The 17,251-nt window shown below is 32.1% G+C and carries 14 protein-coding genes; 5 read left to right on the top strand and 9 right to left on the bottom strand.

Features of this window, described 5'->3' with window-relative positions:
* Window positions 1–57 precede the first annotated feature (57 nt).
* The 6 genes from AC0N0V_RS02930 to AC0N0V_RS02905 form a co-directional block, all read right to left on the bottom strand.
* Complete coding sequence (locus tag AC0N0V_RS02930; RefSeq protein WP_474462041.1) at window positions 58–1,182, bottom strand: radical SAM protein; 1,125 nt, start codon at window positions 1,180–1,182, stop codon at window positions 58–60.
* Window positions 1,183–1,660: 478 nt separating this feature from the next.
* Window positions 1,661–3,049, bottom strand: coding sequence for a sigma-54-dependent transcriptional regulator (locus AC0N0V_RS02925; protein WP_474462040.1), 1,389 nt, complete (start codon window positions 3,047–3,049; stop codon window positions 1,661–1,663).
* Window positions 3,050–3,067: 18 nt separating this feature from the next.
* Window positions 3,068–4,963: a two-component system sensor histidine kinase AtoS gene (gene atoS / locus AC0N0V_RS02920; protein WP_474462039.1), complete on the bottom strand. Its 1,896-nt coding sequence runs from the start codon at window positions 4,961–4,963 to the stop codon at window positions 3,068–3,070.
* A 220-nt stretch (window positions 4,964–5,183) separates the two neighbouring features.
* Complete coding sequence (locus AC0N0V_RS02915) at window positions 5,184–6,506, bottom strand: TIGR00366 family protein (protein ID WP_474462038.1); 1,323 nt, start codon at window positions 6,504–6,506, stop codon at window positions 5,184–5,186.
* A gap of 892 nt (window positions 6,507–7,398) precedes the next feature.
* Entirely contained in the window at window positions 7,399–7,896 is a 498-nt protein-coding gene (locus AC0N0V_RS02910; protein WP_474460605.1) for a hypothetical protein, read from the bottom strand.
* Between the two features lie 100 nt (window positions 7,897–7,996).
* Window positions 7,997–8,161, bottom strand: a complete 165-nt coding sequence (locus tag AC0N0V_RS02905; protein ID WP_474460606.1) for a hypothetical protein — start codon at window positions 8,159–8,161, stop codon at window positions 7,997–7,999.
* Between the two features lie 557 nt (window positions 8,162–8,718).
* Between AC0N0V_RS02905 and AC0N0V_RS02900 the strand changes: the two genes are divergently transcribed.
* From AC0N0V_RS02900 to AC0N0V_RS02880, 5 genes are all read left to right on the top strand, one after another.
* A complete protein-coding gene (locus AC0N0V_RS02900) occupies window positions 8,719–8,988 on the top strand; it encodes an IS3 family transposase (protein ID WP_474462037.1) in 270 nt (89 codons plus the stop codon).
* Window positions 8,989–9,976: 988 nt separating this feature from the next.
* Window positions 9,977–10,390 (top strand): RrF2 family transcriptional regulator, encoded by a 414-nt coding sequence (locus tag AC0N0V_RS02895; protein ID WP_474462036.1) that lies wholly within the window; start codon window positions 9,977–9,979, stop codon window positions 10,388–10,390.
* A gap of 90 nt (window positions 10,391–10,480) precedes the next feature.
* On the top strand, window positions 10,481–11,827 hold the full coding sequence (locus tag AC0N0V_RS02890; RefSeq protein ID WP_474462035.1) for an MATE family efflux transporter: 1,347 nt from the start codon (window positions 10,481–10,483) through the stop codon (window positions 11,825–11,827).
* 177 nt (window positions 11,828–12,004) lie between these two features.
* Entirely contained in the window at window positions 12,005–12,184 is a 180-nt protein-coding gene (locus AC0N0V_RS02885; protein ID WP_474462034.1) for a hypothetical protein, read from the top strand.
* 221 nt (window positions 12,185–12,405) lie between these two features.
* The gene (locus AC0N0V_RS02880) at window positions 12,406–14,145 is read left to right on the top strand and encodes an ABC-F family ATP-binding cassette domain-containing protein (RefSeq protein ID WP_474462033.1); all 1,740 of its coding nucleotides are present in this window, start codon (window positions 12,406–12,408) and stop codon (window positions 14,143–14,145) included.
* A gap of 262 nt (window positions 14,146–14,407) precedes the next feature.
* On the opposite strand, the gene AC0N0V_RS02875 is transcribed toward AC0N0V_RS02880, so the two are convergent.
* From AC0N0V_RS02875 to AC0N0V_RS02865, 3 genes are all read right to left on the bottom strand, one after another.
* Complete coding sequence (locus AC0N0V_RS02875) at window positions 14,408–15,187, bottom strand: class I SAM-dependent methyltransferase (RefSeq protein WP_474462032.1); 780 nt, start codon at window positions 15,185–15,187, stop codon at window positions 14,408–14,410.
* Between the two features lie 568 nt (window positions 15,188–15,755).
* The gene (locus AC0N0V_RS02870) at window positions 15,756–16,745 is read right to left on the bottom strand and encodes an NADH:flavin oxidoreductase (RefSeq protein ID WP_474462031.1); all 990 of its coding nucleotides are present in this window, start codon (window positions 16,743–16,745) and stop codon (window positions 15,756–15,758) included.
* Window positions 16,746–16,830: 85 nt separating this feature from the next.
* Window positions 16,831–17,109, bottom strand: a complete 279-nt coding sequence (locus AC0N0V_RS02865) for a hypothetical protein (protein WP_474462030.1) — start codon at window positions 17,107–17,109, stop codon at window positions 16,831–16,833.
* Window positions 17,110–17,251 lie beyond the last annotated feature (142 nt).

Below are 17,251 nucleotides of genomic sequence, written 5' to 3'. Positions count from 1 at the left end.
TTATATTTTATGGATTGACGGCAAATTTTTGTCTTAAAAACAAATTGACAAAACTCTCTAAAAAATCATTTCTCCTGGTTTATAACCGTCAGGTAATTCTTCTTCACTTAAAAATTTGAAATTGTCATCACGTAGTATTGGTAAAAATACTCCGTATGGAACCTTAGAGAACTCACATGCATAATTACTAGCTCCGAACCACTTACCCTCTTTGCTACTCAAATTTAAATCTCTTGCAAATTTTGTATTGTTTGAGCAATCATGAACTGCTAAATCCCAGTTTTCTTCATCGGCTATTTTCATGAATTTCAGAGTTAATTCCCTACTCCAAGTTGGAGATATATATCCATGTCTAGAAGTATACATGTTTTCCCCATAATAATTGTCTATGTTATTCTCATTTAAATGTAACTCTGCACAATTGATAAAATCAAGTTTTGTCTCGAAAATTGCTTGCTTTTTCTTAAAAAATGCTTCAAAAAACTCAGGAGTCATTGGAGTTTCAATACCTACATTTTTAATATATTTTTTCGCTATTTTAATATTTTCAATCACTCTGTCTGAACAATTAGAAGCACCTAGATTGAAACGTATCTCGTTAAGACCGGCTTCACCTAATGCTTTCAATGTCTCTTCCGTAGCCAAAATGCCATTTGTGTATAAATGTTGATAAACTTGAGCATCACTAAATTTCTTTATCATCGAATAGTATTTTTCAATTTCCATAAATGGCTCTAAATAAACGTAGGCAATGCCAGTCGGTTTCTGGTGGATGGAAAGAAGTAAATCAATATCCTTCTCATAAAATTTTGTACCTCCAATTTCCCACATACCTTCGCCAACTGGAGGAATATCTTCTAGATGTCCATAATTGTAACAGAACTTACACTCTATGTTACATTTGTTCGTTTTCCTAATTGCACCCAACCCAGTGCCCATTAGACAAGAACGACATCCTTGTGAGAATTTGCTTTCATTTCCCACAAAAAAAGTTCTATTCTCCAAAGTTTTTAAACCTCTAATTTCCGACATTAACGTATCATTTCTATTGTCAATCGCTGCCTCAATTTGCGCAAAGGTAGCGTATATGATTTCTTGTTGTTTTATCATTAGTTCCTCATCCTCTGGCAATATTGAAAAAAATTCAAACCACATCAACGCATCTTTCTTTGAGATTTTCATAAAATGTCCTCCTCTAATTAATCCTACTGAAGACTTAATTTAAGTCTTCTTGCTATACTTTTTCACATATTCTTCTTCAAAAAACATACATGAACCAATTTAATTATATATCAATTGCATTGTTTTGTATGTAAATAAAAAGTTTAATTTTCAACATTATTCTTTAACATAGCCTTAAATTTTAGCACATATGTATAACAATGTAAACAAAAACATGTCGACATTTCCTACATTGTTGATACTTTTGACCGGAGTAATAAATATATTATTCTGCTCTACTGGAATATTATCTATCCAAAGTAACCGTCAAGAGATGACTATTCTCATGTTACTAACAAGTTAAAACAAGATAGTGTTGATTATTTCTTCGGTAAAATAATTCTTCCGCCACATATGAAGTTATGGTGGAAGAATCGCGGAAAATATCTATTTTTAAGCAACTATGAATCTTTGGGAGCCTCAGTTTTACTTGCCTAGTTTAACCGAGATTATTCTCGTGAATCTTATAAAGAAGTGCTCTTCTTGAAATCTTAAGGAGTTTTGCAGCATGTGTATGATTTCCGCCTGTTCGTTCTATAGCTTCAGAGATGTAGCGTTTTTCAACTTCCAACAATATTTCTCGTAAAGGTTTGAAATAGCCATTTTTCTGATTAACGAAATCATCTTCTTCCACATGTTCTACTCTTATACTAAGTGGAAGATGCTCCGACAAGATAACAGGAGTACTGCTCATGATAATAGCATGTTCAACTGCATTTTCTAATTCTCTGATATTTCCTGGCCAAGAATAATTACGAAAAATATCTAATACCTCTGGTGCAAAAAACATACCTTCTCGTCCTACTTCTTCTGAAAAACGTTTTAAAAAATAATCAGCTAGTAAAACAATATCCTCTCCTCTTTCGCAAAGCGGAGGTAAACATACTGAAACGACATTAAGCCGATAATATAGATCCTTCCGAAAACGCTTTTCAGATATTTCTTTAATAAGATCACGGTTCGTTGCTGCAATAATACGTACATTGGTATGAAGTGTTTTTGTACCTCCAACACGTTCAAATTCTTTTTCTTGTAATACTCGAAGAAGTTTCACCTGAAGATTTGGACTCATCTCCGTAATCTCATCTAGAAAAAGTGTCCCTCCTTCCGCTAGTTCAAATTTTCCAGGCTTTTGAAAAAAAGCACCTGTAAATGCTCCCTTCTCATGCCCAAATATTTCGCTCTCTAACAAGCCTTCTGGAATTGAACCACAATTCACTTGAATAAAAGGCTTTTCTCGTCGATCACTTGTATAATGAATAGTCTTAGCGACCATCCCTTTACCTGTTCCACTTTCTCCTGTTAATAATACCGTAGCCTTTGAATTCGCTACTCGGCCAATGATTTTATATACTTCTTGGATTTTAGAGCTTTCCCCAATAATTTTACCTGGAGCCGTTGCTGTCATGGTTATCTCTTTTACTTCCTGCGTAAGATATACTACTTCTCGAGTCAATTGTTGCATGCGAATAGCTCTATTTACAATAATCTTTACCTTTTCAAGATTAAAAGGTTTTAATATATAGTCATAGGCACCCTGTTTCATGGCATCAACTGCAATTTCCGAACTCCCGAATGCGGTCATAAGAATAATTGGCAAATTAGGCTTGATTTTATGAATTTCATAAAATGCTTGCAATCCATCCATCTCTGGCATGCGGATATCAAGGATTGCAACATCATAATAGTTTTCCTGAGCTATACACAGTGCCTCCTTTCCATTTTTAACGGTATCTACTTCATATCCCAGCTTACTTATTGCTGTTTGAAGCACCAATCTCAAGCTCGCCTCATCATCAGCTATTAAAATGCGGATATTTCCTGACATACTGTCCTTCCCCCTTTCTTACTTTGGTAAACTTTCATATGGTAAGTAGATTGTAAATGTACTTCCAACACCAACGGCACTTTCAGCTCGAATGTATCCATGGTGAATTTCTATGATTTTGTTACTAACAGCAAGTCCTAGACCCGTTCCTGCATCCTTAGTGGTAAAAAAAGGATCAAAAATTTTAGGTAAACTTTCCTGATCAATACCGTTTCCATTGTCTTTTATGATAATCTCAATACCTTTAATCGCCTCCTGTGTCATAACTGTGATTTTTCCCCCTTCTTGAGGAAGTGCTTGTATCGCATTTAATAATAGATTAATCAGAACTTGTTTAATGAGCTGGGTATCAACAGAAATAATTCCAATTGACGAATCAAAGTGTCTCTCTAAAACAACAATCTCTTTTTTTAAACTCGGTAAAAGTAAAAGAAGCGCATTTTCCACAAGTTCGTTGGGATTTATAGATGTCACGTAGTGTTTTGAAGGTTTAGCAAAATATAAGAGGTCTTCAATGACACCATTAAGTCGTTCAACTTCTTTTAATACAATGTCTCCGAAAACTCGTGAGGAATTCTCCTTTGGCAATTCATCCACCAAGATTTGCACACTCCCTGAAATAGCTGATAAAGGATTACGTATTTCATGTGCTACACCAGCAGCAAGTTCCCCAACTGCAGCAAGACGATCCACTCTCCTTACACAATCTTCAAAGGCCTTATGTTCTGATAAATTTTTGAAGACTACAACTACACCTAATATACTCTGATTGTTATGTAGCATGGAAGTACTAACACTTATAGGAACCGTTACACCATCAGGACGAGTAAATTCTACTTCATATCCAATAAAGTTTTTACCTGCATGCAAAGTTTCTAACAATATGTCAAGCACTTTAGCATTATCAGAAAAAAGGCTTGTATAATTAATACCAATCACATCTTGATTTAATCCCATAATACAATAGCCAGCACTATTTATAGCAGTTACTTTTTTATCATTATCAATTGTAATAATTCCATCTACCATACTCTCCATGATAATTTCTGTATGTGAACGAGTATTCATTAGGCTTTGAGCCATTCCATTAATAGCAAAAGCAATCTCTCCAAATTCCCCATCAATTTCTGGTAATCGGTGGCTTAAATTTCTACGTAACCTCAATAGTCCTTGAATAATACCGTGGACAGAATTAGAAACTCTGTTTGCCAAAGTCAAACTGATACTTAGCCCTAGCACCAAAGCAACAGCCAGCACTATGTACATTACAGATTCCATCGCGTTTATCTGACTCTCTATACTTTTAGTCATTTCGTTAGCCCATACGTATCCGATGACACGATTATTACGAATAATTGGAACCATGGCATTTAAAATGTTTCCTCTGACCATCTTACCGCGTGCAGTCAAAGGCCTCCCTTTTGCCATTACTTCACGCCCCAAATGCTCCTTACTTATTGCTTGTCCAACAGTTGAGCCATACTCAGAACTTGGTCCATAAGTAATAATACAGTCGAGATCTTTAGAATAATACCCGGCTCCTACTCCTGGATTTCCTGAAGTAAATTTCTCAGTAACCCCTGATAACTTTTGGTTAAGTAGTCGTACCTTTTCGTCATGAGAAGCATTCTTAGCCTCTGCTGGCAATAAGGATTCAAAATCCCCTATCATGCTGGCATCCAACGTTCTTGCTATTCCATAAAGCTTGCTCTCCTTCTCAGAATTCATAGCTTCTTCAGCACGGTGAATTAATATATATCCACTTCCAATGAGTGGCACTGCCACTGCAAGTGTAAGGATAATCATAAGCCTAAAACGCATACTAAAAAGCCGCATCAGAATCCCCCCTAATAATCTTTTTCCAATTTTTTCAAATATACTCTTATTTCTAATTATATATTTATTCAGTTTCATGTCAAGCAAGTGGAAAACGTTGTAGCTTAATAATAAAATCACCCCATTAAGTAGACATTTATATAAAATCTACTTAATGGGGTGGTTTTTATATCTAAAAATAACTAAGATATATTATTTGAAACACAATTAAGAACTTCAAAATCAACTATTTAATTTTATAATCTCCCAAAAATACTTCTATTAACTCACTAAGAAATTATAATTACTTTCACACTTGTTAAAAGAAACTTAAACCGATACCAAATATTAAAAGACCTACAATCAAGGTTGTTACGCAGAATCCCATAATATCCCTAACTTTAAGACCTGCTATAGCTAGGGCTGGTAATGCCCAGAATGGTTGAGCCATATTCATCCAAGCTTCACCATATGCAATTGCCATAGCTGCTTTTCCAGGATTTACACCAAGCGCATGTGCGGCTGGCATTATGAATGGACCCTGTACAACCCAGTGTCCACCACCGGATGGAACAAAGAAGTTAATTAATCCTGAACTTAAAAATGCTAAGAATGGGAATGTGTGTACACTCGATATACTAACGAAACCTTGGGTAATCAAGCCACCTAATCCTGACAAATCCATCATGCCTTGTATTCCAGCATAGAATGGAAATTGCACCATTATACCAGCTGTCCCTTTTGCTCCGCTAGCTATAGCGTTCATATAAGATAAAGGACTACCATGAAGAATTATACCTGCAAAGAACATAATCATATTTACAGTATTAACATCCATTGTACCGCCACGTGTAAAGTAATATCCTAGATATACAAACCCGAGAATACCAATTAACCATGCAATAACTTTACTATTTTCAACACGTACAGCAAATGTCTTTTCCTCTACAACAGCATTAACAGCAGCAACATCATCCTCAGTTAATAAAGCTGGATCAATCTCTATAACATCCTCGTCTTTAGGCATCATCATTCTTGTCATCAAAGGTAGTATAAGTATCAAGGCGATATTTATAATGATATTATATCGAGCAAAAATAGTTTGACTTAGAGGAATCAATCCTATAGCCTTTTCCATTGGATTTCCTTTAGTTGCCGCTAAAAGTGGAACTGAACCAGATAATCCTCCATGCCAAGTCATAAAACCAATATAAGAACTTGCAATCAATAATCTATAATCTGTACGAGGTACTTTTTTTGCAACTTCTTTTGCAAGTAAAGCACCAACAATTAAACCAAATCCCCAGTTAATAATATTAGCAACTGCTGCAGCAAATGTAACAAGCACAACAGCCTGAGATGGTTTTTTAGGCAAGCTTGCAATCTTTTGTAAAATACGTTTAACAGGTGGTGAACTAGCCAAGGCACTACCTGTAACTAAAATTAGCGCCATTTGCATTCCAAAACCTAAAAGGTTCCAAAAACTCTTACCCCAAAATCCCACCATTTGCATTGGAGTATGAGGAGTAAATATAATACCTGAGACAAACATAATTAATGTTAAAATCATCGCGAAAACAAGTGGGTCAGGAAGAAATTTTTGCACAAGAGTTGTGAAAAACTTAGATAAAACTTTAATCATCTATTTTAGCCTCCTTTAAATTTATTAATGAACGACAAGCTTGTTTAATTCATATGCTTTATTAAAGTAGCAAAATATGTGCCAAATTCATATTTCTAAGATTTCACAAAAGAAAATTTAAAAATTAATGTTAGCAAAAATCAATTTCTACTTGCTCAAAGGCGCTTTAGACGATTGAAAGCTATCCAAGATTACTAGAATTCAAATATAAAAAAACAAAAAAATTCGTACTTATTTTTGTTTATAGAAATTAAGTGCGAACTTTTTATACAGTATATGTGCAAAAGCATGCACACCTTCCTTTTTATTCTCTCAATGAGTTTTCCTTGAATTTTTAAAAATTTTCAAGAACTTAAAGGCAGATCATAACATGCTAAGCTGGTGCCCAAATATATCTTTAAGGACTTTAATTTTGAAATGTTTAGTTGCTTCTCGGCTTCAACATAGAATATGTTATAAAGTGAACCTCTTACTGTTCCTATTGTGCCAAACACACCCTTCGAAACACATATTATTTATTTTTTCTATTCAATCTATAAAGCCCCTCATTTTCAACAATTTAGCCACTTACTTTATTAAAAATATCATTTTCTTTTCTCCAAAGATTGTTTCACTATTAAAATATATTTTTAATTTTTTATTGCAGACGATTTTGTTGCATATAACTTATTTCTACAACATGCTATATAAATAATAGGAAGCTGCATCAGAGTTTTTCTTCCGTATCACTGATAGCATAGTTATGTCGTATAGTATTTGAAATGCGACGCAAAAACACCCCAAAATTCAACTCTGAATAATGCGGTGTTTTAATAAAATATTCGGTTTTATAGTTATGACGTTAGATAAGAACATTACGAACTGAATAATTACTATTACAATTATTTTTAGCTTAGCTAACGTTTATTTTAAAGATGTTTGCTGTATTATGAGTTTCATCCCATTCTCCATCTATTTCATAAATATAAATTCCATTTTCTGCAGGAAGTTTGAGTATCCTGTCTTCTTTTTTAGCACTGTAAAATCTAAAATACCTATCTACTAATTTCCACTGTGAGCCATCCCACTTAGTTATAGTTATTAAGATAATCCTTGGTGGTTTTTTTGGAAAGCTATATTCAAGTGAATCCCCACGCCCAACGTCAACTGGTTTATAATCTTTTAATGTTTCAGCTGAGTCTCCAAAAATATTACTGTTTCCTCCATTATCTTTATCAAACCAGTTAAAATCTGCATTTTTCAAAACAATTGCTTTATTTTTGTACATAATTTTAGGTGTTGGTGCACTTATTGGTATATAATTGTAATACTGTTTTAATCCATACCACTCGAAAATCATAATGAAAACTACTATCAAAATTAGTTTAGTGTTTTTCTTAAAAGTATTCATATTTATATCCCCCAAAATTTTATGCTTTAGTTCATAATAAATTACCATTGTTCAATTATTTCTAATTTATGATTAATGAACACTATAAGAATATTCCGTATTACTTTGTCTTTCTCACTTCTTTATATACTTGTTCCAAAACATATAACCCAGGACTTAAAAATCCTACAATTCCGAATAAATACATAAACATTTCTGCCCCAAACATAGTTCCTATACTAAGACCTAAATATCCCAGTGCTATTGAAGCCATAATTAAAATCATAATTCTCCCCCAAAACTCGACTAATTAATAAGTCTCATAAATTTACTATTTTTACTTAAACTAATAACAATTATATCATACTTACACGGTTTCAGAAGATCACTATTGCAATAAATGTAAGTTCCTTTTGTTTTTTACACCGCATTATTCAATTTTCAAAGATCATTATTCGGATTTTCATTTTTAATGATTCTGCCGCATTTTCTTCAAACTCCGAATCAATCACTTAAAAATAGATGTAACTAATAATTTCGTTTTATACTACACCTATGAGATTTTGAGTATAAAAAAGAAGTGTTGATTTATACTTAAAACTGGCCCCCTTTTGAAATATCCCCATAAAGGTAGTCATGAGAAAGAAAATATGCCAAGGGGGATGGTTGAAAAATGGGTGAAAATAAAAAAACATACTACGAAGTAATCGAAATGTATAAGAAAGGATTTTCCATTGAATACACTACTTATAGTTTCCGAAATAAAACGTTCTAGTTACTATAGGTAGAGAAAAAATAGAGACGTCTTAACAAAAAGAAAACAAGAAAACATGATTATTTAAGATGCTGTATAAAAAGCATAAGGGATGTTATGGCGTTGATAGAATGACTCATGCATTGCTTAATGATTGCAAGATTTCAGTTAACCATAAACGTGTATACAGATTAATGAAGGAAAATGGCTACTTAGTTGTTATAAACCCAAGGAAATATTTTAAACAACCTGAACGTAAACGATCTGTCGCCAATGTGCTTAACAGAAATTTTGAGGCAAATTATCCATTTGATAAGCTTGCAACTGGAAAGATGCCGCTAAAAGACAACAACATATAAAGCGATCTTAAAAAGTTGCCTAATTTAGATAATTTTAAAGCATTTGCCCACCCTTTGGGGAATAGTTCCAAAAGTGATCAGTTTTACTTGTGTATTTATGCCACAAAGTATTAAAGCTACCTTGTGGCTCTTTACTTTTGTATAGAAATTTACGTGAAACTTTTATGGTCTAAACCTGTATTGTCATTAAGTCTTAAAAATACATTTACCTTAATTATATTAATAAGCTTCTATTTATATTATTCATTACTAAATACACACTGCCATTAACTAAAATTTCTTGAAACACATGAAAAAATATTACAGAAATTGCGAAGAACTTTACTCAAGATAGATCTGCTATTTCAAGACACCTAGAATTAATGAATCGATATGAAATATTAAACAAAGAAAAACAAAATAGAAGCACATTTTATGAAATTAGCAAACAACTTATTCTCGAGAAACTTGAAGTAACCACAAACAACTTAAAAGATCTTATACAAAAATAATATTTAATATATTGCAAAATGGCAGAAATGCCTTTCTTTTTCAACACATATCTCCAATATCAAAGATAAAATGTATTATTACGGTGTTTTTAGCTAGATACTCTAAAAGACTCCTTTATTTATGATACAATTTATCTTGAATTACTTTTAAGCAGTGTAATCAATCATAGGTTTTGATAAAATTAGTGATTTACAATAAATTTATAATTCCAGTAAAAACCTTCATCACTTATGTTACGGTTCACCGTAACAGGTATAACATATACCTTCTCAACTTACCATATAATAAAAAGCTGCTATTGCTCTTCCACAACGGCTACTTACAACTAAATCATCAGGCTATCTCTGACTTTATGACAACAAGTGGGTAAATAATTCACTTATGATGCTTTTTATTGTGTGAAAAATGTATCAGTTTATAGGATTGACAAAATCAACTGCAATTTATATAATTACAGATATGCAATATCTTTAATGCCCTTTAAGGAGGTTTTAGTTTGAAATATTCAAAAGCAACAAACTATGCTCTACATACTATTGTATACATGATAGAACATGGTAAAAGTGAAAAAATTAGCGTACTAACACTGGCGGCTCACTTTAATGTGTCTGTTACCTATCTTTCAAAGATTTTAACGCAGCTGGTAAAAGCTAATTTAATTCAGTCAACTCCAGGTACAAACGGCGGTTACATTTTGCGTAAAAAAATGGATTCTATTTCCTTTATGGATGTAATCAAAGCAACAGAAGGAACAGGCGCTTTATTTGATTGCAATTTACATGAGGATAGTAAGTGTTTGATTGAAAAAGTAATGGCACAGGCAGAGACTGTTCTGGAGAATTATCTGGAGGATAAAAAACTTTATGAAATAGCCCAAAATAAAGCAGACCTTGTAGCAGACGAAGATTAATCACTTATGTATTAGCCCATATTCCATGGGTTTTCACAATTATATTATAGATATTAGATGTCTTTAATGTGTTTATTGGAGGTAATAAAAATGAACAAGATACAAGAACTTGAAAAAAAGCCCATTGGAAAATTACTTATACAGTATTCCGTTCCGACAGTACTTAGTTTACTAGTCAATTCGCTTTATATCGTTGTTGACCGGATGTTTATAGGAAATATACCAGTGGTTGGAGCCTTAGCCCTAACAGGAATTGGACTTACGATGCCTATAACTACGGTAGTAATAGCTCTGTCTGCCCTTATATCAATTGGTGCCAGCTCTAATATATCCATAAAATTAGGTGAAGATAAAAAAGGAGAAGCAGAAAATTCAGCCGGAAATGCAATTACCTTATCCATTGTATTAGGGATTACAATTACTATAATATATCTGATTTTTCAAAACCAGATATTATATTCACTTGGTATACGCGGCCAAATATTATCCTATACCAAGGATTTTATTACAATCATCATGATTGGCACTGTATTCAATATGCTGGGCTTTTGTATGCCTTTTATAGTGAGAACCGACGGAAACCCAATGTTTTCAGCAATGATTACAATTACTGGATGTATCTTGAATATAATACTTGATGTGGTCTTTATTTATGTATTCCACATGGGTATAAGGGGAGCCGCTATAGCTACAGTTTTTGCACAATTTGTTACGGTAATCCTTGGACTATACTATTTAATAAAATTGAAGCGTACTTTAGTGCTTAAAAAGATGAATTTTAAATTGTATCCATCGACAATAAAGGCCATACTAATAATCGGATTAGTTCCCTTTTCCAATCAATTATCCATCAGTATTGCACAAATCGTCAGCAATTATTCTTTAAACCTATATGGAGGAGAACTGGCAATTGGAGCCATGACAGTACTCAACTCTATTACATCGTTATTTTTAATGCCAGTTTATGGAATAGCACAGGGATTTCAACCAATCATCGGCTATAATTATGCAAAAAAGAGCTATTCCAGGACGATAAAAACCCTTGGGCTGGCTATTCTATTCGGCGCTGCCATATTAACTTTAGGAACCCTGATAGCGGAGATGTTTCCTAAATTCTCCGTTAATCTTTTCACCCAGAATTCTGAACTAGTAAATATTGCTGTGAATGGTTTAAAGAAATATGTAGTTCTTCTTCCGCTCGCTTCTATCCCTACATTTGGTTCTGGCTTTATGATGCTCACAGGAAAACCTAAAACCGCGATATTTATAAGCATATCAAGGCAATCTGTGATACTGGCATTAGCCATATTTCTTCTACCAAGAGCCATGGGCCAGGATGGACTTTGGCTGGCACAGCCCATAACAGACCTGTTATCTAGTGTTATCACAATTCTTCTGTTTATAAAAGGTTACAGTCATATTTTTCACAAGGCATGACCATATTAATACAAGAAGCTGTGTTCCATGGAGACTTTGTAATTTTATTCATTCTACTGCTGCTATATATAGCCTATGTTTAATTAAATAGAAAGAATCACACATTCTTCATGAAGTGCACCCCAAATATTAGACATATGATATAATCATATTTAATATTTGGAGGTGCATTTTTTCATGGGTAGATATTCTATTGAATTAAAAATAGAAATAATAGAGACTCAGAAAGAACGTAAGCTTACAACTGTTGAAATAACAGATATGCTTGAAAAAGCATTTTTAAAGATTCCTGCGACCACTTATGTCCTATATTGTATTCTTTTACATGGGCTAAAAACAATTAGGTGGCCGGTGTGACCCCATTCCAGGTACCAGACCCTTTACAAAAACTGGGACAGTTTTTGTTTCTGATATGAAATGATTGAACTTAGTCGAAAAAAGTGTTATGCTATCAATGTTAAACTCAATAGATTATCTTTACTGCATAAAAATCAAGTGTAAAATTGCAAATGATAAGAGAATATATTGAAGAGCTTATTTTTATAGGCTCTTTTTTAGTGATAAAGAGAGGTAATAATATGATAAAAGTTGATAACTTGTCCTACTCATTTCCGCAAAAGGACCTATTTAACAATATTTCATTTACATTAGAAGATGGAGAGCATTGTGCCTTTATAGGAACAAATGGCAGTGGAAAAAGTACATTGATAGATATAATTATGGATCCAGAAAAATATATGTTTGATGGGAAGCTCGAGATAGACCCAAATTGTAGAATTGGGTATGTAAGTCAATTCTTACAACTGGACAAAACAAAAGAAATTACGGTTTTCCAATATATAGGGGAAGAATTTATTAAACTACAAAATGAAATAACATCTATTTGTGCTGAAATGGAAACATCCACCGATATTGATTCTTTACTAGAAAAGTACCAGCAAGCTTTAGATGCATTTGATGCAATTAATGGGGACGATTTCGAGAAGAACATTAATAAAAACCTAAATCTTGCAAACTTGATGAAGTGTAAAGATTTAATGGTGTCCGAACTTAGTGGTGGGGAATTTAAGCTTATTCAAGTAATTAAGGAAATGCTAAATCGTCCAGACTTAATGATTATGGATGAACCCGATGTGTTTTTAGACTTTGAAAACCTTAATTCTCTTAAAAACTTAATTAATTCACACAAGGGAACAATGTTAATTATTACGCACAGCAGATATCTATTGAATCATTGTTTTAACAAAATTCTGCACCTTGAGAACATGGAGCTCCAAGAGTTTGATGGAAGCTATATAGATTATAACTTCACATTACTTCAAACTAAAATTGAGTTACAAGAACTAGCTGCTGCTGATACTGAAGAACTTGAGAGAAACGAGAAGTTGATAAAAAAACTAAGAATTATCGCAACTGAAAACGCTGAATCTGCTAAAGGGAAATCTCTAAATGCTAGAGTTAAAATTCAAGAGAGATTAGAAAAGCGTAGAATTAAAGCGCCATTTGTAAATATTAAACAGCCCAATATCAGTTTATTTACAAATAATGAATTGGAAGAAACCATTGTTTTAAAAGTTAATGATTACGGTGCTAGCTTTGATGATATGCTTCTAGAAAATGTTAACTTTGAGATTAAATCTACTGATAAAGTAGCCCTTATCGGTTCAAATGGTACTGGAAAAACGACTTTACTACGAGAAATCTTTGAAAACAATCATGATTCTATCGAGATAAATGAACAGGTTAAAATGGCTTATTTATCTCAACTTCAAGGCAAAACACTAAATGAGTCCAATACGATACTTGAAGAGTTTTTAGATGCTGGTTTTAAAACCTATGAGGAAATTAGAGCATACATTTCAAACTATGGGTTTGAAGGAGAAGTCATTAATCAAAAGATAGTGTCTTTATCTGGTGGAGAAAAAAATATGCTTCAATTGGCTAAGGTTTCTGCTAGTAAAGCAAATCTGTTGCTTCTTGATGAACCCACAAGTCATTTAGACACCTATTCACAAATGGCGCTGGAAAAAGCTATAGAAAACTATAACGGTGCAATTTTAATGATTTCTCATGATTTCTATTCTATAGTTAACTGTATGGATTTCGTTTTAATCATTGAAGATAAGACAGTTAGAAAAATGAGTATACGAAAATTTAGAAAGATGATTTATGCTGGTCATTTTGACAAAGACTATTTAGAAATTGAACAAAAGAAAAAATTAGTAGAAACAAAAATAGAATTGGCTTTAAAAGATACTGATTTTACGATTGCAAAAACTTTATCTGAAGAGTTAGAAGAGCTGATTAAATTACTCTAAATTTAGTGAGTAGCAAGAGGCTCACGACCTTCCCCTCTAACACCTCGGAGGTCCAGAGAATTTCCAAATTATGACCACCGATAACCGGTGATATTCATTAAACAATAAGAAAACCCTCGACTAATTAATTAGTCGAGGGTTTCATTGGTGGAGGCGAAGTGTGATCTTTGAAATCCACTACCAATATGACATATATAATTATCTATGTACATTTCCAATTCAATTCATAGTGTCAGTTATTTCTCATTTATATCTAATCTTCTTATATATTTTTTTTAATTACTCCATAAATAATTGCACCGCTTTTTTTGCCACCATAATATTTTTCTATTCCTAGCTTTTCAAACTCATTAGAACCTTGTCTTTCTTTAATAACAACTCTTTTTTTACATACTCTAAGTGCTTCCATTAAAATCTCTTTTGTTAATCCCTTGTGATCTGCAAAATCCCTAAAGGAATTTATTGATGCTGACTTTCTATTTGGTTCTTTGAACATAGGATCAAAATATACCACATCAAAACTATTATCACTTTGCTTTAAAATATAATCTTCATATGATTCATTAACGACCTTTATATTATCTATAGCTTTACCATCAACATCATTATAGCTTTCTAATCCACATTTACTTAAATAAGCTATATACTTATTAACTTCCGTCCCTACTACATACCCCTTTTCTCCAACAACTGCTGAAAAGACAAGAGAATCACCTGCAAGACCTAATGTACAATCTAATATACTATTTCCTTCTTCTAATTTTGTTGCCTCTATTATAGCTTCTTTATTGCCTTGTCTTATTAATTTAATCTTAAGTTCTGACATATTAGGATGCCAGAACAGTGTACTATCTTCTCCCTTTATAACAATCTTATCTCTTTCAACCACTAATAAATAGTCAAAGCCATCCTTCAAAATTGTTTTTTTGATACTTAAATTATCTCTTTTTATATATGGTATATTTAAATCTTTAGATACACCTTTTGCTTTATAATTTAAACTCTCATCTGCATCTCTTGTAGTAGTAACTGCTATCTTCATTTTTTCTCTCTATCCTTCTTCATAATATATTGCAAAAATAATTGTTAATTTATAATTGCAGAATTTATAGTTAATCTTTTGTTCTCGTAAAATTTATTGTAGTATTTCTCAATTATATTGTCATATCCTTATTTTCTCATCTATTATTCCTTTGGAAGCTTTATATTTTCCTAACTACGCTCCCTTTACATTCTAACAAATATTATACTATATTTCAGTTGAAATATGAGTTTTCTTTATAAATACTGAAATATAATAGGAGAGTGTACACAAAAAACTCATAGTATTCTATAGCGTTATCGCACTAAATAATTGAAAATATTCTTCCGTAATAAAAATTGACGATATTCAACTAAACTTCTAGACGCAGAACTTGGTTTCTATAATGAATTTATATCTATAAAATGAAAAACCCACAAAAATCCAAATTTTAGATTTTCGTTGGTTCCATGGTGGATTCGAAGCATCACCTTCACAATCCCTGGCTTTTTATTCATTTTTAAATTTTAAATGTAAACAAAGTAGAATTGAAAAAAACACTAATGTTTTTAAACCTATTTTAAAAAATCTATCTATTAAAAATGCATGAGATTCTATCTTCTTGCATGCATTTATCACAAGATATACATTTAGGCTTATCTATTAAGTTATTTTCCAGCAAATTCACTAAATCTGGTTGACTTATAAAAGGTCTGGAAAGCGAAAAATAATTAATTTTTGTGGTATTTAATATTTGATCCATAACTTCAGTACTTCTATTTTTTCCAACTAAAATTATAGGTGCTTCTACTTCTTCTGCGATTTTAGCTGCATAATCTCTGTAAATTGACTCCTCATAATCAGTTTCATCTCTTCCACCACTTATTTCTATTGCATCTATTCCTCTTTTTGAAAGCTCAATACATGCATATTTACAAGTTTCAAAAGTATCATCATCCTCATTTTTATTGATACCATTTACTTTTACTATTACAGAAAAATTTTTACTTGTTACTTTTCTTATTTCATCATATATTTCTAAAATAATTCTCGAGTTACTTTCTATACTTCCACCATATTCATCGGTTCTTTTATTCTCAGTAGAATTTAAAAACTGACTAAGAAAAAAGCCATGAGCAGCATGAAGTTCAACACCATCAAAACCAGCTTTTTCAGCTCTTTCTGCTGCTTTCCCATAAGCAGCTGCCATAGTTTTAATATCTTCCACTAAGATATCTGTTGGTTTTAAATGTTGCCCATTTAATGTAGCATACGCAAATTCCAGAAAAATCTTGCTTCTGTACTTGTGAATCATGGTAGTAAGCTTTTTGTATTCTTCAATAAATTCATCATTATATATACCAATTTGATTTGGTAATGATTTTGAATTTTCTGTGATATAAGCTCCACCTGTAATAATTACACCAGCACCTCCTTTTGCTAAATCTTCATATAATTTTATTAATTTATCTGTTAAATGCCCTTTCTCATCAGCCATTCCTTCCCATGTTGCAGCACGAAAAAAACGATTTTTAATTTCTATTCCATTTATATTAGTTTTATCAAATAATGTTTTCACTTTATTTTTCTCCTTATTTTATAATATTATCTTCAATCAAATACTAATTTAATATTAATTTCTTTTGCATATATGATTATAAAAATTAACTTTCAGTTGCAAGCTTTACTCCAAATTCAAAGACTTTATCAAGATCCTTTAGAAACTCTTCTTTTCTACGTTTAATTCTTGTTTCACCATCAGCAGCAACAAGAAATTTATTATACTCATCATCTTGAAGTGTATAGAAACTCATAAATGATTCACATTTCCCAAAAGCAATAGAAAGCATATTTTCATTAAAATGTATATGAGTATTAATTCCAAATTCCCTCATCTGCTCATCTTTAACATTCATAGTATAAATAAATCCTGTATTTATCATTTATTTCTTAATGCATTTGATTGTTATACAACAAAGTCATAATGCTAATAATTTGCCTGTCCTACATATTTCTTCAATAAATCGAACAATATCTCTTGTTTTAAATACTTTATTGTTTATGCTTTCTAATAAAATATTTTTT

Source organism: Clostridium sp. CS1-1 (assembly GCF_056135525.1).
This window is presented reverse-complemented; position numbering and strand designations above follow the sequence as displayed.